Raw genomic sequence first — 20,676 nt, forward strand, 5'->3', positions numbered from 1 at the left:
CCGGTCATACCCTGACCGCCATGCACCCCCACACCACCGCCCCCGTCGTCATCGACAGGCGTGAGGGCCCGTACGGAGAAGTCGTCCTGCGGCGCCATGGTGCGCTCCTGCAGATCATCGCCAACGGCTGCTTCCTGATGGACACTTCGGACGGCCGCTCGGAGCGGCTGCTCGTCGACGCGGCGTACGGCGCGCTCGGCGACCCCGGGGAGCCGGACCTGCTCATCGGCGGTCTGGGCGTCGGCTTCTCCCTCGCCCACGCGGCGGCCGATCCGCGCTGGGGCCGCATCACGGTCGTGGAGCGCGAGCAGGCCGTCATCGACTGGCACTGCTCAGGCGTGGACGCCCCGCTGGCCGAGCTCTCGGGCGCCGCGCTGGCCGATCCGCGCACCGAGATTCTGCACACAGACCTGGTGGCGCACATCTTCGGCACCGACGCCCTCGGCGGCGCCCCGAGGACGTACGACGCGCTCTGTCTCGACATCGACAACGGTCCGGACTGGACGGTGACGGAGGACAACAACTCCCTCTATTCGGCTGCCGGTCTGGCTGCCTGTCAGGCCCGCCTCAAGCCCGGTGGAGTGCTCGCCGTGTGGTCGGCCCAGCCCTCGTCCGCTTTCGACTTCGCTCTACGGAATGCCGGATTCCAGTCGGTACGGACGGAAGAGATCCCCGTTGCCCGAGGCGTACCCGACGTGGTTCATCTCGGCGTAAGCGCTGCGTAGCCGAGGTGCCTTCGCGACCCGTACCCTGCTGGTCGAACACAAGCGATCAGTGTCAGGGGCGGGCGATGGAGCAGACACACACCTCCCACAACGGTGCGACGGCGGCAATGCCAGGCGCCCAGCGCCGGGTTCTGGTGGTCGAGGACGACTCGACGATCGTCGACGCCATCGCCGCCCGGCTACGCGCCGAGGGTTTCGTAGTGCAAACGGCGATGGACGGTCCTTCGGCGGTCGACACCGCGCAGGCCTGGCAGCCCGATCTGCTGATCCTGGACATCATGCTGCCGGGCTTCGACGGGCTTGAAGTGTGCCGCCGGGTGCAGGCCCAGCGGCCGGTCCCGGTCCTCATGCTGACGGCGCGCGACGACGAGACGGACATGCTGGTCGGGCTGGGCGTCGGCGCCGACGACTACATGACCAAGCCGTTCTCCATGCGGGAGCTCGCGGCCCGCGTGCACGTCCTGCTGCGCAGGGTCGAGCGGGCCGCCCTGGCCGCGACCACCCCGCGCAGCGGCATCCTGCGGCTCGGCGAGCTGGAGATCGACCACGCCCAGCGGCGCGTCAGGGTCCGCAGCGAGGACGTCCATCTGACGCCGACGGAGTTCGACCTCCTCGTCTGCCTGGCCAACACACCGCGTGCGGTCCTCTCCCGCGAGCAGCTGCTCGCCGAGGTGTGGGACTGGGCGGACGCGTCGGGCACCCGGACCGTCGACAGCCACATCAAGGCGCTGCGCCGGAAGATCGGCGCCGAGCGGATCCGTACGGTGCACGGCGTCGGGTACGCCCTGGAGACCCCGACCCCCTGAGGTGACCGCTCCGATGACAGGTCCCTTCGGCGGGCTGCGGCCGTTCTCCATCAAGACCAAGCTCGGCACCCTGGTGGTCGTCTCGGTCTTCATCACCACGGGTCTGCTGATGGTGGCGATGAAGACGGAGACGGAGCTGCGCTTCATCACCGTCTTCTCGGTGATCGCCACGCTGCTGATCACGCAGTTCGTGGCGCACAGCCTCACCGCGCCCCTGGACGAGATGAACTCCGTGGCGCGTGCCGTCTCGCACGGCGACTACACGCGCCGGGTGCGCGGCGCCGACCGCCGCGACGAGCTGGGCGACGTGGCCACCACGATCAACCGCATGGCGGACGACCTGGAGGCCCAGGACCAGCAGCGCAAGGAGCTGGTCGCCAACGTCTCGCACGAACTGCGCACCCCCATCGCGGCGCTGCGCGCGGTCCTGGAGAACGTCGTCGACGGGGTCTCCGCCGCCGACCCGGAGACCATGCGTACGGCCCTGAAGCAGACGGAGCGGCTCGGGCGGCTCGTGGAGACGCTGCTCGACCTCTCCCGCCTGGACAACGGCGTCGTACCGCTGCACGCCCGCCGCTTCGAGGTGTGGCCCTACCTGTCGGGCGTCCTGAAGGAGGCCAACATGGTGGCCTCCGCGCGCGCGGGCATCGCGTCCGGCTCCGGCAGCCACACGCGCACGGACGTGCATCTGCACCTGGACGTCACGCCGCCCGAGCTGACCGCGCACGCGGACGCCGAGCGGCTGCACCAGGTCGTGGCCAACCTCATCGACAACGCGGTCAAGCACAGCCCGCCGCACGGCCGCGTCACCGTACGCGCCCGGCGCGGCCTCTACCCCGAGTCACTGGACCTGGAGGTCCTCGACGAGGGCCCCGGCATCCCGAAGTCGGAGTGGCACCGGGTCTTCGAGCGCTTCAACCGCGGCAGCCACGCCAACACGCCTCCGTCGGGCCCCGGCAGCGACGGCGGCACCGGGCTCGGGCTCGCCATCGCGCGCTGGGCGGTCGATCTGCACGGCGGGCACATCGGGGTGGCTGAATCCCCTCGCGGCTGCCGCATCCAGGTCACTCTTCCGGGCCTGCCCGAAGTGCGAAGTTGACGTAGGGTTCGAAACGGAAGCGATTCGCGGGCGCATCGGAAGCGCGCCCGGGTGACGCCACCGCGCAGGGCACGGCCCGCGCGGCCCTCCTGCGTTCCGGAACCTCGCTTGTTTCCCGCCATTTACGCCGCCGAAACCATCCGCCCGATGTGACTTACGCGACGGATGACGGGCCCGGCCTGCACCTGGCGGCGATGGAGGCGTAGCCTTGATTCCCGCTGTCCATCACCTTGTGAAGCGGAAGAGGGCGGTTACCGCCGTGTCGTCACAGTCCCCCAGTAGCTCGAGCATCTCGACCGACCAAGACGGGCAAGGCAAGAGCCCTGCTGCTGCCTTCGGTCCCAATGAGTGGCTCGTCGACGAGATCTATCAGCAGTACCTCCAGGACCCGAATTCGGTCGACCGAGCCTGGTGGGACTTCTTCGCCGACTACAAGCCAGGAGCGGGCAGCTCACCTGCCGCCGCCCCGGCCAAGCCGGCGGGTGACGCAGCCGCGGGGGCTGCGGCCACCACGTCCCCCGCAGCTCCTGCCGCAGCCGCTCCGGCCGCTCCGGCGAAGCCCGCGTCCGCCGCGCCCGCAGCCCCGGCTGCGAAGCCCGCGGCAGCCGCTCCGGCCCCCGCCGCCAAGCCCGCCGCCGCGAAGCCCGCCGCCAAGGCGGAGCCCGCGGCCCCTGCTGAAACGGCCCCGGCAGGACCCGAGTACGTGACGCTGCGCGGCCCCGCCGCCGCCGTTGCGAAGAACATGAACGCCTCCGTGGAGGTCCCGACGGCGACGTCGGTCCGCGCGGTCCCGGTGAAGCTGCTCTTCGACAACCGCATCGTCATCAACAACCACCTCAAGCGCGCCCGCGGCGGGAAGATCTCCTTCACGCACCTCATCGGGTACGCGATGGTGCAGGCCATCAAGGCCATGCCGTCGATGAACTACTCCTTCGTGCAGAAGGACGGCAAGCCGACGCTGGTCAAGCCGGAGCACGTGAACTTCGGCCTCGCCATCGACCTCGTGAAGCCGAACGGCGACCGCCAGCTGGTCGTCGCGGGCATCAAGAAGGCCGAGACGCTGAACTTCTTCGAGTTCTGGCAGGCCTACGAGGACATCGTCCGCCGCGCTCGCGACGGCAAGCTCGGCATGGACGACTTCACCGGCGTCACGGTCTCGCTGACCAACCCCGGTGGCCTCGGCACCGTCCACTCGGTCCCCCGCCTGATGCCCGGACAGTCGGTCATCATGGGCGTCGGCTCGATGGACTACCCCGCGGAGTTCCAGGGCACCTCCCAGGACACCCTGAACAAGCTCGGCATCTCGAAGGTCATGACGCTCACGTCGACCTACGACCACCGGGTGATCCAGGGCGCCGCCTCCGGCGAGTTCCTGCGCATCGTCGCGAACCTGCTCCTCGGCGAGAACGACTTCTACGACGAGATCTTCAAGGCGCTGCGCATCCCGTACGAGCCGGTCCGCTGGCTCAAGGACATCGACGCCTCGCACGACGACGACGTCACGAAGGCCGCCCGCGTCTTCGAGCTGATCCACTCCTACCGCGTCCGCGGCCACGTCATGGCCGACACGGACCCGCTGGAGTACAAGCAGCGCAAGCACCCCGACCTGGACATCACCGAGCACGGCCTCACCCTGTGGGACCTGGAGCGCGAGTTCGCGGTCGGCGGCTTCGCCGGCAAGTCGATGATGAAGCTGCGCGACGTCCTCGGCGTCCTGCGCGACTCGTACTGCCGCACCACCGGCATCGAGTTCATGCACATCCAGGACCCGAAGCAGCGCAAGTGGCTCCAGGACCGCATCGAGCGCACCCACGCCACGAAGCCCGAGCGCGAGGAGCAGCTGCGCATCCTGCGCCGCCTGAACGCCGCCGAGGCCTTCGAGACGTTCCTCCAGACGAAGTACGTCGGCCAGAAGCGCTTCTCCCTGGAGGGCGGCGAGTCCGTCATCCCGCTGCTCGACGCCGTCATCGACAGCGCCGCCGAGTCGCGCCTGGACGAGGTCGTCATCGGCATGGCCCACCGCGGCCGCCTGAACGTCCTCGCGAACATCGTGGGCAAGTCGTACGCCCAGATCTTCCGCGAGTTCGAGGGCAACATGGACCCCAAGTCCATGCACGGCTCCGGCGACGTGAAGTACCACCTGGGCGCCGAGGGCACCTTCACCGGCCTGGACGGCGAGCAGATCAACGTCTCGCTCGCGGCGAACCCGTCCCACCTGGAGACGGTCGACCCGATCATCGAGGGCATCGTCCGCGCCAAGCAGGACATCATCAACAAGGGCGGCACGGACTTCACGGTCCTGCCGGTCGCCCTGCACGGTGACGCGGCCTTCGCGGGCCAGGGTGTGGTCGCCGAGACGCTGAACATGTCGCAGCTGCGGGGTTACCGCACCGGTGGCACGGTCCACATCGTCATCAACAACCAGGTCGGCTTCACCGCCGCCCCGGAGTCGTCGCGCTCATCCATGTACGCCACGGACGTGGCCCGCATGATCGAGGCGCCGATCTTCCACGTGAACGGCGACGACCCCGAGGCCGTCGTGCGCATCGCGCGGCTCGCGTTCGAGTTCCGTCAGGCGTTCAACAAGGACGTCGTGATCGACCTCATCTGCTACCGCCGCCGCGGTCACAACGAGTCGGACAACCCGGCGTTCACGCAGCCGCTGATGTACGACCTGATCGACAAGAAGCGCTCGGTGCGCAAGCTCTACACCGAGTCGCTCATCGGTCGCGGCGACATCACCCTGGAAGAGGCCGAGCAGGCGCTCCAGGACTTCCAGGGGCAGCTGGAGAAGGTCTTCACGGAGGTCCGCGAGGCCATCTCGCAGCCCGCCGAGGCCGAGGTCCCGGCCCCGGAGGCCGAGTTCCCGGTGAACGTCGACACGTCGATCACCCAGGAAGTCGTCAAGCGGATCGCCGAGTCCCAGGTCAACATCCCCGACCGGGTCACCGTCCACCCGCGTCTACTGCCGCAGCTGCAGCGCCGCGCGTCGATGGTCGAGGAAGACACGATCGACTGGGGCATGGGCGAGACCCTCGCCATCGGTTCGCTCCTTCTTGAGGGCACCCCGGTGCGTCTCTCGGGCCAGGACTCGCGTCGTGGCACGTTCGGTCAGCGCCACGCGGTCCTCATCGACCGTGAGACGGGCGAGGACTTCACGCCGCTCCTGTACCTCTCCGAGGACCAGGCGCGCTACAACGTGTACGACTCGCTGCTCTCCGAGTACGCGGTCATGGGCTTCGAGTACGGCTACTCGCTGGCCCGTCCCGAGTCCCTCGTCATGTGGGAAGCGCAGTTCGGTGACTTCGTCAACGGCGCGCAGACGGTGGTGGACGAGTACATCTCGGCCGCCGAGCAGAAGTGGAACCAGCACTCCGGCGTCACGCTGCTGCTTCCGCACGGCTACGAGGGCCAGGGCCCGGACCACAGTTCCGCCCGCATCGAGCGCTTCCTCCAGCTGTGCGCGCAGAACAACATGACGGTCGCGATGCCGACCCTCCCGTCGAACTACTTCCACCTCCTGCGGTGGCAGGTGCACAACCCGCACCACAAGCCGCTGGTGGTCTTCACCCCGAAGTCGATGCTGCGCCTCAAGGCGGCGGCCTCGAAGACGGAGGAGTTCACGACGGGTGGCTTCCGCCCGGTCATCGGCGACGACACGGTCGAGGCGTCGGCGGTCCGCAAGGTCGTCTTCTGCGCCGGCAAGCTGTACTACGACCTCGAGGCCGAGCGGAAGAAGCGCGGCGACACGGGCACCGCGATCATCCGCATCGAGCGTCTGTACCCGCTGCCGGGTGCGGAGCTCCAGGCGGAGATCGCCAAGTACCCGAACGCCGAGAAGTACCTGTGGGCGCAGGAGGAGCCGGCGAACCAGGGCGCGTGGCCCTTCATCGCCCTCAACCTCATCGACCACCTGGACCTGGCGGTCGGCGCGGACATCCCGCACGGCGAGCGCCTGCGCCGCATCTCGCGGCCGCACGGCTCGTCCCCGGCGGTCGGCTCGAAGAAGCGCCACGAGCAGGAGCAGGAGCAGCTCCTTCGCGAGGTCTTCGAGGCGTGAGCCTGAACAGCTGAACAGTCCGTACGCCGGTGGGCCCGGCCCCGAGTGCTTGTCACCCGGGGCCGGGCCCACCGGCGTACCGGCTTATCCTGGACGTCCGTCCAGCACACATCGACCGTCAGTCGTTCTTGAATCGCGGAGCCTGTCTTGTACTTCACCGACCGTGGCATCGAGGAACTGGAGAAGCGGCGCGGCGAGGAGGAAGTCACCTTCGAGTGGCTCGCCGAACAGCTCCGCACCTTCGTGGACCTCAACCCCGACTTCGAGGTCCCGGTCGAACGCCTGGCGACGTGGCTGGCCCGTCTGGACGACGAGGACGAGGACGAGTAGGCAGCGTCACGGCCGCGTCACCCGCCCACGAGTGCCGGGGCCAGCTCGCGCCACTGGGGCAGCGGCAGCTCTCCCGGTTCACCTGTCAGCACCTGTACGCAGACGTGGTCGGCGCCTGCCGCGAAGTGTTCCTCCACGCGCGCGTGGAGCGCGTCGACGTCTCCGTACGCGACGATCGCGTCCACCAGACGGCGGCTCGGCCCGCCCTCGGTGTCCTCCTCGCCGAACCCCATCCGCCGTACGTTCGCGGCCTGATGGGGCGCGTTGGCCACATAGCCCGCGACGTGCGCGGCCGCCACCTCGCGTGCCCGCGCCACATCGGTGTCCAGTACGACGGCCTGCTCGACGCCCAGGAACGCGTCCGGCCCCATGATCTTGCGTGCGAGGGCGGTGTGCTCGACGGTCACGAAGTACGGGTGGGCGCCCGAGGTGCGTTCCGCCGCGAGCCCCAGCATCTTCGGGCCGAGGGCGGCGAGCACCCGGCGCGGGGCGGGGTCGGGTACGGGACCTTGGGCGGGGGCGGCGTCCATGGCGTCGAGGTAGCGGCGCATGGTCGTCAGGGCCTTGCCGCGCGTGGGGATGGGGAAGCCGTTCACCTCGGGGACGCTCTCGTCGACCCGGTGGCCGCCGAGCCCCAGCAGATACCGCCCGGGGAAAGCCTCGCCCAGCGTGCGCTCGGCGGTGGCCATGGCGAGCGGCTCCCGAAAGGCGATGTTGGCGATGCCGGACGCGACGACCATGCGCCGGGTCGCCCCGAGCAGCAGCCAGGCCTGTCCCACCGCGTCACGCCCGAACGCCTCCCCGTACCAGAGCGCCCCATACCCCAACTCCTCGATCTCCGCGGCGGCTTCCCGTACGCGCCCGGCGGGCTGCCCGTCGAAGTCGAAGGTCCAGATCCCCATGCGTCCCAGCGGACCGGTCATCCCATGCTCCCCACCGACCGTTCCGGAGAACCTCTCCGGATACTGCTCGGCTACGATACGGAGAACTTCTCCAGATAGCTACCCACCCCGGCGAGAGGACGGCTCATGACCGACGGCACCCGGGCCGCGACCGGGGCTGCGCGGCAGCCCCGCGCGGACGCGCTCCGCAACCGCGAACGGATCGTGGCGGCGGCGCGTGAGGCGTACGCCGAGGCGGGACCGGAGGTCTCCCTCAACGAGATCGCCCGCCGGTCGGGCGTGGGACCCGGCACGCTCTACCGCCACTTCCCCAGCCGTGCCGCTCTCCTGACCGCGGTGCTCAAGGACCGCATCGACGCACTGTGCGGCCGCGCGGAGGAACTCATCGCGACCGACTCCACGCACTGCGCGGACGAAGCGCTGGACGACTGGCTCCGCGCGTTTCTGGCACACGCGCGCGTGCATCACGGCCTGGGCAGTGCCTTGATGGTCGAAGAGCTGGAGGCCCCGGACGGCCTGGGCTTCGACTGCCATCAGCGCATCCGCGACACGGCGACGAGCCTGCTGACCCGAGCACAGACCGAGGGCACGGCCCGCGAGGACCTGCTCCCCGCCGACATGGTCCAACTGGTGGTGGGAATCGCCCTGTCGACCCCGGGCAGCACGACGGACCCCGGCCAGCCGGACCGCCTGCTGGCCCTCGCCTTGGACGCGATCCACACGCGCGGCTAGCGCCCGTCCGCAACGGGGGGCGAGGACCGTCAGCCCTGCCCGGCCCCCGCCTCCGCCGCCCGCACCCTGTCGTACGCGAGGCCCAGCGAGCCGTGGACCAGTAGGAGCGTTCCCGCGGTGGCCCAGCCGCCGCTGCGTTGTCGTGCGGCCCAGACCAGGAGCGGTAGCGCGGTGGCCATCTGCGCCACGGCCAGCGCGCGGGCCCGGGGGCCTCGTAGCCACGGTCCGAGCGGGCCCTGCTCCACCACGTCGAGTTCCGCCCGCACCGCGTCCCGCCACCCGGCCCACTCGACCTCCCGTACCCCCGGCGCCACTCGCGCCACCGCGCACAGCCGGTCCGCTGGTTCACCGGGGCCGAGGCCGGACGGGAGCGTCACGCCTGCCCGCGCGAGGACGGCGAGCAGGCCCAGTAGCCGCGCGCGGGCGTCGGACTCCGTGTCGGGGCGTCCCAAGGCCTCCAGGGACTGCATGTCCAGGACCGGGTCGAGGCCGAGGCGTGTGGCGAAGGTGCGCAGGGCCTCGTCCTCGCCTACGGGCGTCCCGTTCGCGAGCCATACGTACTCGACGGTGCGCCGGAAGCCTGCCGCCAGGGTGCAGCCCGAGCGGTCGGCGTCCCACCACAGCGCGAGCACCGGCCAGTTCGACCCGACGGCGAGCGCGGTGGCCCAGCCGGTGAGCACCCGGTCCACCGGCTCGCCACCGTGCGCCCAGGGCTTGCCCTCGGGCACGAGCACGCTCCACTCGGCGCCCGCGGGGGCGAGCAGCATCTGTTCGCGCAGCAGGCGGGCGGCGGGCTCGACCACGTCGGGTTCGGCCCGGCAGAGCAGCAGCGCACCGGCGGCGGCGTGCTCGAAAGCTTCGGACGACATGGGCCCCACGCTAGGTCAAATCGGCGCATTCAGCGCAGAGAAGCGAAGGTGTCTTGACTTTCCGTAACCACGATATATCGTGTATTCGAGAGACGCGATATGGCGCGTTCCGCCCCGCCCGCCCGAGGAGGTCAGCCCGATGTCAGAGTGGTCCGTCGCCGAGTCCCAGAAGCTCACGTTCGACGCCCCCGTGGAGACCCTCCGTGTGCGCGTGGTCAACGGAACAGTGAACGTCGTGGGCACCGACGAAGTTTCCGCCCGGCTCGAGGTCTCCGAGATCGAGGGGCCGCCCTTGACCGTCACGCAGGCCGACGGCACCCTGACCGTCGCGTATGACGACCTGCCCTGGCAGGGCTTCCTCAAGTGGCTCGACGGCAAGGGCTGGCGCCGCAGTGCCGTGGTCTCCCTGGCCGTCCCCGCGGGCACCCGTGTCGAGGTGGGCGTGATCGGGGCGGGCGCCGTGGTCTCGGGGATCGAGGGGAGCACGGAGGTCAAGGGTGTCACCGGCGACACGACCCTCGTCGGTCTCTCGGGCCGGGTGCGCGCCCACACGGTCTCGGGCAGCGTGGAGGCACAGGGCATCACCGGCGACCTGCGGTTCAACTCGGTCTCCGGCGACCTGACGGTCTTCGAGGGCGCGGGCTCCTCCATTCGGGCCGATTCGGTGAGCGGCTCGATGATCGTGGACCTCGACCCGGCGGGCGGCCCGACCGACGTCGGCCTGAAGAGCATCTCGGGCGAGATCGCGATACGGCTGCCGCATCCGACGGACGCCGATGTCGAGGCGAACACCGCGAGCGGCTCGGTGTCCACCGCGTTCGAGGATCTGCGGGTCAGCGGCCAGTGGGGGGCGAAGAAGATCACCGGCCGGCTGGGCTCGGGCAGCGGAAAGCTCAAGGCCACGACGGTCTCGGGGTCCATCGCGCTGCTGCGCAGGCCACCGACGGAGGAGGATCTGTCGGACGAGGCCCCGCCGGCCACACCCGCGACGGACCCGACGGACTCCACGGACCCGACGGACTCCGCGGACTCGACGGACCCGTCGCGCCCGACCGACACTTCCCCGGCCGACGACGCCGCCCCGACCGACAAGAAGGTGCTCTGAGATGGCCCCCGTGTTCGCCCACGGCCGACTGCGCCTGTACCTGCTCAAGCTCCTCGACGAGGCGCCGCGCCACGGCTATGAGGTGATCCGCCTCTTGGAGGAGCGCTTCCAGGGGCTGTACGCACCTTCGGCCGGCACGGTCTACCCGCGCCTGGCGAAGCTGGAGGCCGAGGGCCTGGTCACACACACCACGGAGGGCGGCCGCAAGGTGTACGCCATCACGGACGCGGGCCGCGCCGAACTGGCCGACCGCAGCGGTGAGCTGGCCGATCTGGAGCTGGAGATCCGCGACTCCGTCGTCGAGCTCGCCGCCGAGATCCGGGACGGCGTGCGGGGCGCGGCCGGTGAGCTCCGCCGTGAGATGCGGGAGGCGGCCAGGGAGGCGCGCGCTTCGGGCGGCGGGCCCGAGGGCACGAGCAGCACCGGCACCAGCTCCCGAACCGGCCCGCGCTCAAGCTCAAGCTCCGGCAAGCCCTTCCCCGATCCCTCGGACTTCTTCGACGGCTCCTGGGGCGACAACGAAGGCTGGCGGCAGGCCAAGGAGGAGTTCAAGCGCGCCAAGCAGGAGTGGAAGGAACAGGCCCGGCGGGCGAAGGACGAGAGCCGCAGGGCACGCGAGGAGGCCCAGCGCGCCCGCCGCCAGGCCGAGGCCGCGCAGGAGACCGCGCGCGCCCAGGCGCAGGAGGAGGTGCAGCGCATCGCACGGCGCGTCCAGGACCAGGTGCAGGACCACTTCGCGCGGGGCGACTGGCCGACGGGGGTGCGCGAGGGCCTGACGGAACTGGCCAAGGAGTTCGGCGAGTTCGGCAAGGACCTGGGCAAGGACTTCGGCCGCAAGGGGCCGCGATCCACCGCCGAGGAGCCCAAGTTCACGTCCGCCCCCAAGGACGTGGTCCCCACGGAGTACGTCCCGGAGTGGGCCCAGGAGGACACCACCGGTCATCCGTCACGGGATCTGGACCGGCTCCTGGATCGTTTCCGTGACGACATCCGTGACGCGGCCCGGGACCACGGCGTGACGGAGGATCAACTGCGCGACGCCCGCCGCCATTTGTCGTCGGCTGCCGCACACATCGCCGCGACCCTGCGCACACCGAAGGACTGACCTGGGCGGCCACGCTGGTCACGCAAGCCGCCCAGGCCGGCAGCCCCGGCAGCCCCGTCGGCCTGCGGCCTATGCCTACGCGGCGCCCTCGCCGTACAGCACCCGCTCCACCGACGCATGGGTCACGCCATGGTCCGCGAGGACCTCGCTGACAGGGCCGGGGCGGACGGTCAGGGCGAACAGGATGTGCTCGTCACCGATGTGCCGGTCCCGGCGCGCGGTGGCGATGCGCAGGGACTTCTCCAGGGTGTCCTTGGCCTCGCGGGTGAACGGCAGATGCCCGCTCCAGCCCCGGCCCCGCCCCGGGCGCCCGGCCCCGCGGCCGCCCGCCAACGCGCCCACCCCGTGGGTCTCCTCGACCCGGGAGACGATCTCGGACACGTCGATGCCGAGTTCGGCCAGCGCCGCCGCGTCGGCCTGCGAGAGACCCCCGCGGCGCCGCGCCTCGCCCAGCGCGCCCTCGATCGACTCCCGGCGGCGCACGGCGCCGAGCGAGGCCAGGGCGAAGGACGCCCGGCTGGCCTCGCGGTCGAGCAGCGCGAGGAGCATGTGCCCGTCGTCGACGGAGGCCGCGCCCTCGCCATCGGCATGCTCGACCGCGCCTTTGACCACGGCGCGGGCGTCCTTCGTGAACCGCTCGAACATCACTGCCTCCCGTACTTCTTGTGCACGGCCTGCCTGCTCACTCCGAGCTCCGCGGCGATCCCCTGCCACGACCAGCCCTGCCGGCGCGCACTGCGCACCTGCACGGCCTCCAACTGCTCCACCAGCCTCCGCAGCGCGGAGACGGCCCGCAGTCCGACGCGTGGGTCACGGTCACCCGCACGCTCGGCGAGATCCGTAGCTTCGGTCATGCATGTCAACTTACGTTGACAAGAGGCGGATGTCAATCAAAGTTGACGCTCCAGGTCACCCGACTTCGAGCACGATCTTCCCGAACACGTCGCCGGACTCCACGCGCTCGAAGCCCTCACGCGCCCGGTCGAGCGGCAGCACCTCGTCGATCACGGGGCGCACCCCCGTGGCCGCGCAGAAGGACAGCAGGTCCTCCAGTTCGTCCTTGGACCCCATCGTCGAACCGACGATCTTCAGCTCCAGGAAGAAGACCCGGGTCAGCTCCGCGTGCGAGGGCCGGTCACCGCTGGTCGCGCCCGAGATCACCAGAGTGCCGCCCGGCTTGAGGGACTTGACGGAGTGCGACCACGTCGCCGCCCCCACCGTCTCGATGACGGCGTCCACCCGCTCCGGCAGCCGCGCCCCGGACTCGACGGCCTCCACCGCGCCCAGCTCCAGGGCCCGCTTCCGCTTGGCCTCGTCGCGGCTCGTGGCGAAGACGCGGAGCCCCGCCGCCTTGCCGAGCACGATCGCGGCCGTCGCGACACCGCCGCCCGCGCCCTGCACGAGGACCGAATCCCCGGGGCGCACACCGGCATTGGTGAACAGCATGCGGTACGCGGTGAGCCACGCGGTCGGCAGGCAGGCCGCCTCGGCGAACGACAGTTCCTTCGGCTTCGGCAGCACGTTCCACGTGGGGACGGACACCTGCTCGGCGAACGTCCCCTGGTACTTCTCGGTCAGGATCGACCGGCCTTCGCCCACGTCGACCCCGTACCCGCTCTGGCCGATGACGGAGTGCAGGACGACCTCGTTGCCGTGCTCGTCGATCCCCGCGGCGTCACAGCCGAGGATCATCGGCAGCCTCCCCTCAGGGAGGCCGACCCCGCGCAGGGACCACAGGTCATGGTGGTTGAGGGAGGCGGCCCGGACGTTCACGGTCGACCAGCCGGGCCTGGCCTCGGGGGCGGGACGCTCCCCCAACTCAAGGCCGCTGAGCGGCTGGTCACGGTCGATGCGGGCGGCGTAGGCAGCGAACATGGGGCAGACGATAGGCCGCGGGCCTACCCGGGCGTAACCACGCACGACTGTGACACGCGCCGCGCCCCCGCCTCGTACGCGAAGGGGGCGTACGAAACGGGGGCGCGGTCACGCCGTGGAGGCACCGATCAGCGTCGCGCCACGCCCTCGGCCCGAGCGGCCGCCGCAACGGCCGCGGTGACCGCCGGGGCGACCCGCTCGTCGAACGGCGAGGGGATCACGTAGTCGGCGGAGAGCTCGTCGCCCACCACGCCGGCCAGCGCCTCCGCAGCGGCGATCTTCATCGTCTCGGTGATCCGCGAAGCCCGCACCTGCAGCGCGCCCGCGAAGATGCCGGGGAAGGCGAGCACGTTGTTGATCTGGTTCGGGTAGTCCGAGCGCCCGGTCGCGACGACAGCCGCGTACTTGTGGGCGATGTCGGGGTGCACCTCGGGGTTCGGGTTGGCCATGGCGAACACGAACGAGTTCGGCGCCATGGAGGCGACCGCGGGCTCGGGGACGGTGCCGCCCGAGACGCCGATGAACACGTCCGCACCCGCGAGGGCGCTCTCCAGCGAACCGCTGAGCCCCGCCTTGTTGGTGATCTCCGCGAGCTCACGCTTGACCGGGGTGAGGTCGTCCCGGTCCAGGCTCACGACGCCCTTGCGGTCCGCGACCGCCACATCGCCGAGGCCCGCCTCGAGCAGGAACTTGGCGATGGCGACACCGGCCGCACCGGCGCCGGAGATCACGGCACGCAGCTCACCGAGCGTGCGCCCGGTGAGCCGTGCCGCGTTCCGCAGCGCGGCGAGCGTCACGACCGCCGTGCCGTGCTGGTCGTCGTGGAAGACCGGAATGTCGAGCCGCTCCTGGAGCTTGCGCTCGATCTCGAAGCAGCGCGGCGCCGAGATGTCCTCGAGGTTCACACCGCCGAAGGACGGTGCCATGCGCACCACGGTCTCGACGATCTCGTCCGCGTCCGTCGTCGCGAGCGCGATCGGCACCGCGTCCACGCCGCCGAACTGCTTGAACAAGATCGCCTTGCCCTCCATCACGGGGAGGGAGGCCTCGGGACCGATGTCTCCGAGGCCGAGCACGGCCGTGCCGTCGGTGACCACGGCCACGACGTTCGACTTCCATGTGTAGTCGTTCACCAGCTCCGGCTGCTCGGCGATCGCGGTGCACACTTTCGCGACGCCGGGCGTGTACGCCAGGGACAGGTCGTCCTTGTCCCGCACGGGCACGGTGGCCTGCACGGCCATCTTGCCGCCACGGTGCAGCGCGAACGCCGGATCGAAGGGCTCTTCAGCGCCTTCGTGACCCGTACTGCTGTCGCTGCGAGGATTGACGATCTCCGCTGCCACTTGTCTTACCCCTTAAGTCTTAAATCATCAGTTGAGGGTGTCCACTCCTGGTTGAGAAGTGGGCGGGCACCGCGTCTGTTCCCCGCCTGTCGGCGGAGGGAGGTACAGACACGCGGGCGCGCCGCACACGCGCCCTGGGCCCCGGATGAGGGGTGTAACGCACCTTTCTACCTGACGGTGCTCGGCACGGGCGAGTGAGATTGGCTACGTGAGGCGCCCGTGGCCGTTGTAGTGGTCCAACAAGAACGGGTGAAGGGCCATGCCCGAATTTCCCGGGGAGGCTCCGCCGCGGGTCCACATCGCGAGATTCACCCGAGATTCACGGAAGATCTCAGATGGCGATACTTCGTTCCCGGTCGGTACGGCCCTGATGTCCCGGCCTGCCCGGATACCGCGCTCACCCGTTATCCGATTTTGACATCTCCGGCACCCAGAATCGGACGGTCCGAATGGCAAGATGCCGTCATCACACGAGGTCGCGACACCCGAAGGTGTGTGCACGACCGCTCGGCAACTCCCTCGTCCGCCGGAGGACCCTCATGACCGCACGCTCCGTTTGTCGTACCACCGCCGGTAAGTCCGCGAAGTCCCGGATGGCCACGGTCGGCGCGATCGCGGTCGCCGGCGCGCTGCTGCTGACCGGCTGCGGTGACCAGACCAAGAGCAAGGACGAGGGCGGCGAGAAGGTGAGCAACGCCCCGCTCGCCGACAAGCTCCCCAAGGACATCCGGGACGCCGGTGTCATCAAGGTCGGTTCGGACATCGCGTACCCGCCCGTCGAGTTCAAGGACAAGTCGGGCAAGACCGTCGGCATCGACCCCGACCTGGGCGAGGCACTGGGCAAGCAGCTCGGCGTGAAGTTCGAGTTCGCCAACGGCACCTTCGACACCCTGATCGGCGGTCTGCGCTCCAAGCGCTACGACCTCGCGATGTCGGCGATGACCGACACCAAGAACCGCCAGGAAGGCGTCGACGAGGAGACCGGCAAGAAGCTCGGCGACGGCGTCGACTTCGTGGACTACTTCACGGCGGGCGTCTCGATCTACACCAAGAAGGGCGACGACCAGGGCATCAAGACCTGGGCCGACCTCTGCGGCAAGAAGATCGTCCTGCAGCGCGGCACCGTCTCGCACGACCTGGCCAAGGCCGAGGCGAAGAAGTGCAAGGGCGGCAAGGACATCGCCATCGAGTCCTTCGACAACGACCAGCAGGCCCAGACCCGGCTGCGCTCCGGCGGCGCGGACGCGGGCTCGTCGGACTTCCCGGTCGCGGCGTACGCGGTGAAGACCTCCGGCGGCGGCAAGGACTTCGAGCTGGTCGGCGAGCAGGTCGAGGCCGCTCCGTACGGCATCGCGATCTCCAAGAAGAACTCCGAGCTGCGCGACGCGATCAAGGCCGCGCTCGACGCGATCATCAAGAACGGCGAGTACGGAAAGATCATCTCGAAGTGGGGCGTCGAGGACGGCGCAGTCGAGGAAGCCAAGATCAACGGCGGCAAGTGACCGCGTAACCGTCCCGCCGCTGAAAGGCCACCCCCGTGACAACCGACATCACCAAGAAGGGCCCGGAGGACACACCCCCGTCCTCCCACCCTGAGGCCATCAAGGCCATCCCGGTCCGGCACTACGGCCGGTACGTCTCCGCGGTCATCGCCATCGGCGCGCTCGCGGCCATCGTCGCCGCGTTCGCGCAGGGCGACATCAACTGGAACGCGATTCCGGAGAACTTCTTCGACGACCGCATCCTCAAGGGCGTCCGGGAGACTCTGCTCCTGACGTTCCTCTCCATGCTCATCGGCGTGGTCGGCGGCATCCTGCTCTCGGTGATGCGCCTGTCGAAGAACCCGGTGACCTCGTCGATCGCCTGGTTCTACATCTGGTTCTTCCGGGGTACGCCGGTTCTGGTCCAGCTCTTCATCTGGTTCAACCTCGGCTTCGTCTTCGAGTACGTGAACCTCGGCCCCGTCTACAAGGACGAGTGGTCGGACTTCATGACGCCGTTCCTGACGGCGCTGCTCGGCCTGGGGCTCAACGAGGCCGCGTACATGGCGGAGATCTGCCGCGCCGGACTGCTCTCGGTCGACGACGGACAGACCGAGGCGTCCCACGCGCTCGGCATGAGCCACGGCAAGACGCTGCGCCGGGTCGTGCTGCCGCAGGCGATGCGCGTGATCGTGCCGCCGACGGGCAACGAGGTCATCAACATGCTCAAGACGACCGCGCTGGTCGCCGCGGTCCAGTACTTCGAGCTCCTGCGGTACGCCCAGGACATCGGTACCTCGTCCGGCGCGGTGGTCGAGGCGCTGCTGCTCGCCGCCACCTGGTACCTGATCATGACGTCGATCCTCAGCGTCGGTCAGTACTACCTGGAGCGTTACTACGCCCGCGGTTCGTCGCGCGCCCTGCCGGACACGCCGTGGCAGAAGATCAAGGCCAACATGCTGTCCCTGAACAGCCCGCGGGGAGGCACCGCATGACCGCCATGGTGAAGTCCGAAGGCGTCCACAAGTCCTTCGGCAGCGTCGAAGTGCTCAAGGGCATCGACCTGGAGGTCAAGTCGGGCGAGGTCTTCTGCCTCATCGGCCCGTCCGGCTCCGGCAAGTCGACGTTCCTGCGCTGCATCAACCACCTGGAGAAGATCAACGCCGGGCGGCTCTACGTCGACGGCGAGCTGGTCGGCTACCGGCAGAAGGGGGACAAGCTGTACGAGCTCAAGGACAGCGAAGTCGCCCTCAAGCGCCGGGACATCGGCATGGTCTTCCAGCGCTTCAACCTCTTCCCGCACATGACGTCTCTCGAGAACGTCATGGAGGCGCCGGTCCAGGTCAAGGGCGAATCGAAGGCGGCGGCCAGGGAGCGTGCCGGGCAGCTCCTGGAGCGGGTGGGCCTCGCCGACAAGGCGAAGAACTACCCCTCGCAGCTCTCGGGCGGCCAGCAGCAGCGCGTGGCCATCGCCCGCGCGCTCGCGATGGAACCGAAGCTGATGCTGTTCGACGAGCCGACGTCGGCGCTCGACCCGGAGCTCGTCGGCGACGTCCTCGACGTCATGCGCGACCTCGCGGAGTCCGGCATGACGATGATCGTCGTCACGCACGAGATGGGCTTCGCGCGCGAGGTCGGCGACAGCCTCGTCTTCATGGACGAGGGCGTCGTGGTCGAGTCCGGCCACCCGCGGGAGGTCCTGACGAACCCGCAGCACGAGCGGACGCAGTCGTTCCTCTCCAAGGTGCTGTAACTCCTGATCACGCAGAGGGCGGTACGGATCCCGGATCCGTACCGCCCTTTGCATACCCGCTACTTGAGTCCGAGCACCATCGCATCCGAAGGCGAGGACCACACCGTCCGCGCCTCGCCGAAGCCCGCGTCGCGCAGCGTGCGCGCGTGCCACTCGGGCGAGGGGGTGTCGCCGTCCGCGTGCTCGCCGTAGATCTCGAAGCGCTTGGCGGTGGGCCCGGCGAGTACCGGGTCCGCGGCGGCCAGCTGCCACCACTCCCGCCAGTCCACGGCGCCCTCGGCCTTGGCCGCTTCCATCCGGGCGTGCCGCTGGGCCCGGTCGGCGTCGTTCAGGCGGGGCGTCGCCGGGTCGGGCATGTGGTCGGCGTTCATGAAGACGCCGCCGTCGCGCACGACGCCCGCGATCTGCCCGTAGAGGGTGGTGAGGGGCTCGCTGTGCAGCCAGTGCAGGGCGGTGGCGGTGAGCACGGCGTCGTACGCGTCGTACGGGAGCTGGGCCGTCCACTCGGGGTCCTTGAGGTCCGCGGTCACGAACGTGACGCGGTCGTCCCCGGCGAAGGTGCCCTCGGCGATGGCCAGGAGCGCGGGGTCGAGGTCGACGCCCGTACTGACCGCGTTCGGGAACCTCTTGAGCAGCCGGTCCGTAATACTCCCCGTACCGCACGCGAGGTCGAGGACGCGTGGCTCGGTGCCGACGACGGCCTCGACCATGTCCAGCATGACCCGGAACCGCTCCTCGCGGTCCGGCAGATACCACTCCTGCTGCCGGTCCCAGCTGTCCTGCCAGGCACGCCAGTCGGCCTTGGCCACCGTTTCCGTCATGAGAAGCCCTCCCGTACGTAATACGCTCTCGTAATACCCTAGAAGCGCGCGCAACTGTTACTCACGCACCTGACGAAGATAGCCCGCCCCGGTAAGGACTACAAGTGGAACTGGCCTATTACTCGGACTACGCCGTACGTCTGGTCAACAGCGAGGAGCCGGGTCGCAACAAGGACACGCTGACGTCGGTCGACGCGGTCCGTGAGCTGTTCGGAGGCAATGCGCAGGCGGCACGTCGCGCCACGGACTCCGACGTCACCCGCTTCCGTTCGGTGCGGGCCAGGCTGCGGGGGGTCTTCGAGGCGGCCGACGGCGGGGACGAGACCCTCGCGGTCGACCTGCTGAACTCACTGCTCATGGAGTTCCCGGTCAGCCCGCAGATCTCGGGCCACGACCACCGCGACGACAACGGCAACCCGTTGTGGCACATGCACCTCGCGGACCACCCGTCGAACGCGACGTCCGGGTACGCGGCGATCGCCGCGATGGGCCTCGCCTTCCACCTCACCGAGCACGGGGTCGACCGCCTGGGCCTGTGCGAGGCAGCGCCGTGCCGCAACGCCTATCTGGACACGTCGACGAACCGCTCCCGACGCTACTGCTCGGACCGCTGCGCGACCCGCGCCAATGTCGCCGCCTACCGCGCCCGCAAGCGCCTGGAGACGGAGCGGTCGGCGAGCACGGGCCGCGCGGCCGAAACGGCCCAGCGCAGCAAGCTGAACGGCGAGCGCTGACCGGACCTCGACGGGGGCGGGCGGTAGCGGAACCACACCTTCCCCAGGACGAGTTCCTCGGGCACCGTGCCGTAGTCCGTGCTGTCCCCTCCCGCGTACGTGTTGTCCCCGAGTACCCACCAGCCGCCCTCGCGCCGCTCGGCGGCGCGCTTGACGACCAACAGGTCCTGCTGGAACGGATGGCGGAGCACCACCACGTCACCCGCTCGGACCCGCGCGCCCCACTGCACCACCAGGCGGTCCCCGTGGTAGAGCGTGGGCACCATCGAAGGGCCGGTCACCTCGGCCGCGCCCAACGGCAGGATGGCCCTTCTGCGTTCGCTCCCCTGCGACAGCTCCGGCATCACCGCACCTCCCCGGTCCTATCCTCCACGAGTCCCAGTCTGACCCTGGACTTTTGTCCTAAGCCCATGGGGGCACTCGCGAAAACCCGTCTCTCACGGAGTAATGTCCCACCTGAGAAGACGATCACGAGGAAGGACCGCTGCATGCTTTCCCGCCTGTTTGCCCCCAAGGTAAAGGTCAGCGCCCACTGCGACCTCCCCTGCGGCGTGTACGACCCGGCCCAGGCCCGCATCGAGGCCGAGTCGGTCAAGGCCGTCCAGGAGAAGATGGCCGGCAACGACGACGCGCAGTTCCAGACGCGCGCCATCGGCATCAAGGAGCAGCGCGCGGAGCTCGCCAAGCACCACGTGTCGGTGCTCTGGAGCGACTACTTCAAGCCCCCGCACTTCGAGAAGTACCCGGAGCTGCACCAGCTGGTCAACGACACCCTCAAGGCCCTCTCGGCCGCCAAGGGCTCGTCGGACCCGGCCACGGGCCAGAAGGCGCTGGACTACATCGCCCAGATCGACAAGATCTTCTGGGAGACGAAGAAGGCCTGAGCCTTCGCGTCACGTCAGCTGAAAGCACCCGGCATCCGCGCGGAGCCGGGTG

The 20,676-nt window shown here is 69.7% G+C and carries 21 protein-coding genes; 13 read left to right on the top strand and 8 right to left on the bottom strand.

Going from position 1 to position 20,676, the window contains the following annotated elements:
* The first annotated feature begins 20 nt into the window (after positions 1-20).
* The 5 genes from ACIBCK_RS28690 to ACIBCK_RS28710 all read left to right on the top strand — a co-directional run bounded on the left by ACIBCK_RS28690 (position 21) and on the right by ACIBCK_RS28710 (position 7,020).
* Positions 21-725, top strand: coding sequence for a spermidine synthase (locus ACIBCK_RS28690; RefSeq protein ID WP_399394858.1), 705 nt, complete (start codon positions 21-23; stop codon positions 723-725).
* A gap of 65 nt (positions 726-790) precedes the next feature.
* The gene (locus tag ACIBCK_RS28695; RefSeq protein ID WP_399394859.1) at positions 791-1,531 is read left to right on the top strand and encodes a response regulator transcription factor; all 741 of its coding nucleotides are present in this window, start codon (positions 791-793) and stop codon (positions 1,529-1,531) included.
* 13 nt (positions 1,532-1,544) lie between these two features.
* Positions 1,545-2,630 carry a sensor histidine kinase gene (locus ACIBCK_RS28700; protein WP_399394861.1) on the top strand — a complete coding sequence of 362 codons (1,086 nt, stop codon included), beginning with the start codon at positions 1,545-1,547 and terminating at the stop codon, positions 2,628-2,630.
* Between the two features lie 259 nt (positions 2,631-2,889).
* Positions 2,890-6,690, top strand: a complete 3,801-nt coding sequence (locus ACIBCK_RS28705; RefSeq protein WP_399394863.1) for a multifunctional oxoglutarate decarboxylase/oxoglutarate dehydrogenase thiamine pyrophosphate-binding subunit/dihydrolipoyllysine-residue succinyltransferase subunit — start codon at positions 2,890-2,892, stop codon at positions 6,688-6,690.
* A 147-nt stretch (positions 6,691-6,837) separates the two neighbouring features.
* Positions 6,838-7,020 (top strand): DUF6104 family protein, encoded by a 183-nt coding sequence (locus tag ACIBCK_RS28710; RefSeq protein ID WP_003961784.1) that lies wholly within the window; start codon positions 6,838-6,840, stop codon positions 7,018-7,020.
* A 17-nt stretch (positions 7,021-7,037) separates the two neighbouring features.
* Here the strand turns inward: ACIBCK_RS28710 and ACIBCK_RS28715 are convergent, their stop codons facing one another.
* Positions 7,038-7,943, bottom strand: coding sequence for a TIGR03620 family F420-dependent LLM class oxidoreductase (locus ACIBCK_RS28715; RefSeq protein ID WP_399394865.1), 906 nt, complete (start codon positions 7,941-7,943; stop codon positions 7,038-7,040).
* A gap of 105 nt (positions 7,944-8,048) precedes the next feature.
* Between ACIBCK_RS28715 and ACIBCK_RS28720 the strand changes: the two genes are divergently transcribed.
* Entirely contained in the window at positions 8,049-8,654 is a 606-nt protein-coding gene (locus tag ACIBCK_RS28720; protein ID WP_399394866.1) for a TetR/AcrR family transcriptional regulator, read from the top strand.
* Positions 8,655-8,683: 29 nt separating this feature from the next.
* Here the strand turns inward: ACIBCK_RS28720 and ACIBCK_RS28725 are convergent, their stop codons facing one another.
* A complete protein-coding gene (locus tag ACIBCK_RS28725; RefSeq protein WP_399394868.1) occupies positions 8,684-9,523 on the bottom strand; it encodes a hypothetical protein in 840 nt (279 codons plus the stop codon).
* 139 nt (positions 9,524-9,662) lie between these two features.
* On the opposite strand from ACIBCK_RS28725, the gene ACIBCK_RS28730 reads away from it, so the two are divergent.
* Both ACIBCK_RS28730 and ACIBCK_RS28735 read left to right on the top strand, forming a co-directional pair.
* Positions 9,663-10,628, top strand: a complete 966-nt coding sequence (locus tag ACIBCK_RS28730; protein ID WP_399394870.1) for a DUF4097 family beta strand repeat-containing protein — start codon at positions 9,663-9,665, stop codon at positions 10,626-10,628.
* A 1-nt stretch (position 10,629) separates the two neighbouring features.
* Positions 10,630-11,733: a helix-turn-helix transcriptional regulator gene (locus ACIBCK_RS28735; protein ID WP_399394872.1), complete on the top strand. Its 1,104-nt coding sequence runs from the start codon at positions 10,630-10,632 to the stop codon at positions 11,731-11,733.
* Positions 11,734-11,808: 75 nt separating this feature from the next.
* Here ACIBCK_RS28735 and ACIBCK_RS28740 read toward each other — a convergent pair whose 3' ends face one another.
* The 4 genes from ACIBCK_RS28740 to ACIBCK_RS28755 all read right to left on the bottom strand — a co-directional run bounded on the left by ACIBCK_RS28740 (position 11,809) and on the right by ACIBCK_RS28755 (position 14,951).
* The gene (locus tag ACIBCK_RS28740) at positions 11,809-12,378 is read right to left on the bottom strand and encodes a Clp protease N-terminal domain-containing protein (protein ID WP_399394874.1); all 570 of its coding nucleotides are present in this window, start codon (positions 12,376-12,378) and stop codon (positions 11,809-11,811) included.
* Positions 12,378-12,587 (bottom strand): helix-turn-helix domain-containing protein, encoded by a 210-nt coding sequence (locus ACIBCK_RS28745; RefSeq protein ID WP_361833496.1) that lies wholly within the window; start codon positions 12,585-12,587, stop codon positions 12,378-12,380. The genes ACIBCK_RS28740 and ACIBCK_RS28745 overlap by 1 nt, the downstream gene beginning before the upstream one ends.
* 55 nt (positions 12,588-12,642) lie before the next feature.
* Complete coding sequence (locus tag ACIBCK_RS28750; protein WP_399394876.1) at positions 12,643-13,608, bottom strand: zinc-binding dehydrogenase; 966 nt, start codon at positions 13,606-13,608, stop codon at positions 12,643-12,645.
* Between the two features lie 128 nt (positions 13,609-13,736).
* Complete coding sequence (locus ACIBCK_RS28755) at positions 13,737-14,951, bottom strand: NADP-dependent malic enzyme (protein ID WP_399394878.1); 1,215 nt, start codon at positions 14,949-14,951, stop codon at positions 13,737-13,739.
* 539 nt (positions 14,952-15,490) lie between these two features.
* Between ACIBCK_RS28755 and ACIBCK_RS28760 the strand changes: the two genes are divergently transcribed.
* The 3 genes from ACIBCK_RS28760 to ACIBCK_RS28770 are packed head-to-tail and all read left to right on the top strand — an operon-like array spanning position 15,491 to position 18,185.
* Positions 15,491-16,453, top strand: a complete 963-nt coding sequence (locus ACIBCK_RS28760) for an ABC transporter substrate-binding protein (protein WP_399394880.1) — start codon at positions 15,491-15,493, stop codon at positions 16,451-16,453.
* A gap of 35 nt (positions 16,454-16,488) precedes the next feature.
* Positions 16,489-17,427, top strand: a complete 939-nt coding sequence (locus ACIBCK_RS28765; RefSeq protein ID WP_399394882.1) for an amino acid ABC transporter permease — start codon at positions 16,489-16,491, stop codon at positions 17,425-17,427.
* Entirely contained in the window at positions 17,424-18,185 is a 762-nt protein-coding gene (locus tag ACIBCK_RS28770; RefSeq protein WP_399394884.1) for an amino acid ABC transporter ATP-binding protein, read from the top strand. The genes ACIBCK_RS28765 and ACIBCK_RS28770 overlap by 4 nt, the downstream gene beginning before the upstream one ends.
* A 59-nt stretch (positions 18,186-18,244) precedes the next feature.
* Here the strand turns inward: ACIBCK_RS28770 and ACIBCK_RS28775 are convergent, their stop codons facing one another.
* Positions 18,245-19,006 carry a class I SAM-dependent methyltransferase gene (locus tag ACIBCK_RS28775; RefSeq protein WP_399394886.1) on the bottom strand — a complete coding sequence of 254 codons (762 nt, stop codon included), beginning with the start codon at positions 19,004-19,006 and terminating at the stop codon, positions 18,245-18,247.
* A gap of 104 nt (positions 19,007-19,110) precedes the next feature.
* Here ACIBCK_RS28775 and ACIBCK_RS28780 point away from each other — a divergent pair, with 104 nt between their 5' ends.
* The gene (locus ACIBCK_RS28780) at positions 19,111-19,740 is read left to right on the top strand and encodes a CGNR zinc finger domain-containing protein (RefSeq protein WP_399394888.1); all 630 of its coding nucleotides are present in this window, start codon (positions 19,111-19,113) and stop codon (positions 19,738-19,740) included.
* On the opposite strand, the gene sodX is transcribed toward ACIBCK_RS28780, so the two are convergent.
* Positions 19,644-20,084 (bottom strand): nickel-type superoxide dismutase maturation protease, encoded by a 441-nt coding sequence (sodX, locus tag ACIBCK_RS28785; RefSeq protein ID WP_399394890.1) that lies wholly within the window; start codon positions 20,082-20,084, stop codon positions 19,644-19,646. The genes ACIBCK_RS28780 and sodX overlap by 97 nt on opposite strands.
* A gap of 144 nt (positions 20,085-20,228) precedes the next feature.
* Here sodX and sodN point away from each other — a divergent pair, with 144 nt between their 5' ends.
* Positions 20,229-20,624 (top strand): superoxide dismutase, Ni, encoded by a 396-nt coding sequence (gene sodN / locus ACIBCK_RS28790; RefSeq protein WP_190081992.1) that lies wholly within the window; start codon positions 20,229-20,231, stop codon positions 20,622-20,624.
* Positions 20,625-20,676: the final 52 nt, after the last annotated feature.

Origin of the sequence: Streptomyces sp. NPDC051218 (genome assembly GCF_044455475.1) — a bacterium.
Classification (GTDB): Bacteria; Actinomycetota; Actinomycetes; order Streptomycetales; family Streptomycetaceae; genus Streptomyces.

Excerpts from the sequence above, each read along its gene's own strand:
- ACIBCK_RS28690 (WP_399394858.1), top strand. The coding sequence starts at position 21 with ATGCACCCCCACACCACCGCCCCCGTCGTCATCGACAGGCGTGAGGGC.
- ACIBCK_RS28695 (WP_399394859.1), top strand. The coding sequence starts at position 791 with ATGGAGCAGACACACACCTCCCACAACGGTGCGACGGCGGCAATGCCA.
- ACIBCK_RS28700 (WP_399394861.1), top strand. The coding sequence starts at position 1,545 with ATGACAGGTCCCTTCGGCGGGCTGCGGCCGTTCTCCATCAAGACCAAG.
- ACIBCK_RS28715 (WP_399394865.1), bottom strand. The coding sequence starts at position 7,943 with ATGACCGGTCCGCTGGGACGCATGGGGATCTGGACCTTCGACTTCGAC.
- ACIBCK_RS28720 (WP_399394866.1), top strand. The coding sequence starts at position 8,049 with ATGACCGACGGCACCCGGGCCGCGACCGGGGCTGCGCGGCAGCCCCGC.
- ACIBCK_RS28725 (WP_399394868.1), bottom strand. The coding sequence starts at position 9,523 with ATGTCGTCCGAAGCTTTCGAGCACGCCGCCGCCGGTGCGCTGCTGCTC.
- ACIBCK_RS28730 (WP_399394870.1), top strand. The coding sequence starts at position 9,663 with ATGTCAGAGTGGTCCGTCGCCGAGTCCCAGAAGCTCACGTTCGACGCC.
- ACIBCK_RS28735 (WP_399394872.1), top strand. The coding sequence starts at position 10,630 with ATGGCCCCCGTGTTCGCCCACGGCCGACTGCGCCTGTACCTGCTCAAG.
- ACIBCK_RS28740 (WP_399394874.1), bottom strand. The coding sequence starts at position 12,378 with ATGTTCGAGCGGTTCACGAAGGACGCCCGCGCCGTGGTCAAAGGCGCG.
- ACIBCK_RS28745 (WP_361833496.1), bottom strand. The coding sequence starts at position 12,587 with ATGACCGAAGCTACGGATCTCGCCGAGCGTGCGGGTGACCGTGACCCA.
- ACIBCK_RS28750 (WP_399394876.1), bottom strand. The coding sequence starts at position 13,608 with ATGTTCGCTGCCTACGCCGCCCGCATCGACCGTGACCAGCCGCTCAGC.
- ACIBCK_RS28760 (WP_399394880.1), top strand. The coding sequence starts at position 15,491 with ATGACCGCACGCTCCGTTTGTCGTACCACCGCCGGTAAGTCCGCGAAG.
- ACIBCK_RS28770 (WP_399394884.1), top strand. The coding sequence starts at position 17,424 with ATGACCGCCATGGTGAAGTCCGAAGGCGTCCACAAGTCCTTCGGCAGC.
- ACIBCK_RS28775 (WP_399394886.1), bottom strand. The coding sequence starts at position 19,006 with ATGACGGAAACGGTGGCCAAGGCCGACTGGCGTGCCTGGCAGGACAGC.
- sodX (WP_399394890.1), bottom strand. The coding sequence starts at position 20,084 with ATGCCGGAGCTGTCGCAGGGGAGCGAACGCAGAAGGGCCATCCTGCCG.
- sodN (WP_190081992.1), top strand. The coding sequence starts at position 20,229 with ATGCTTTCCCGCCTGTTTGCCCCCAAGGTAAAGGTCAGCGCCCACTGC.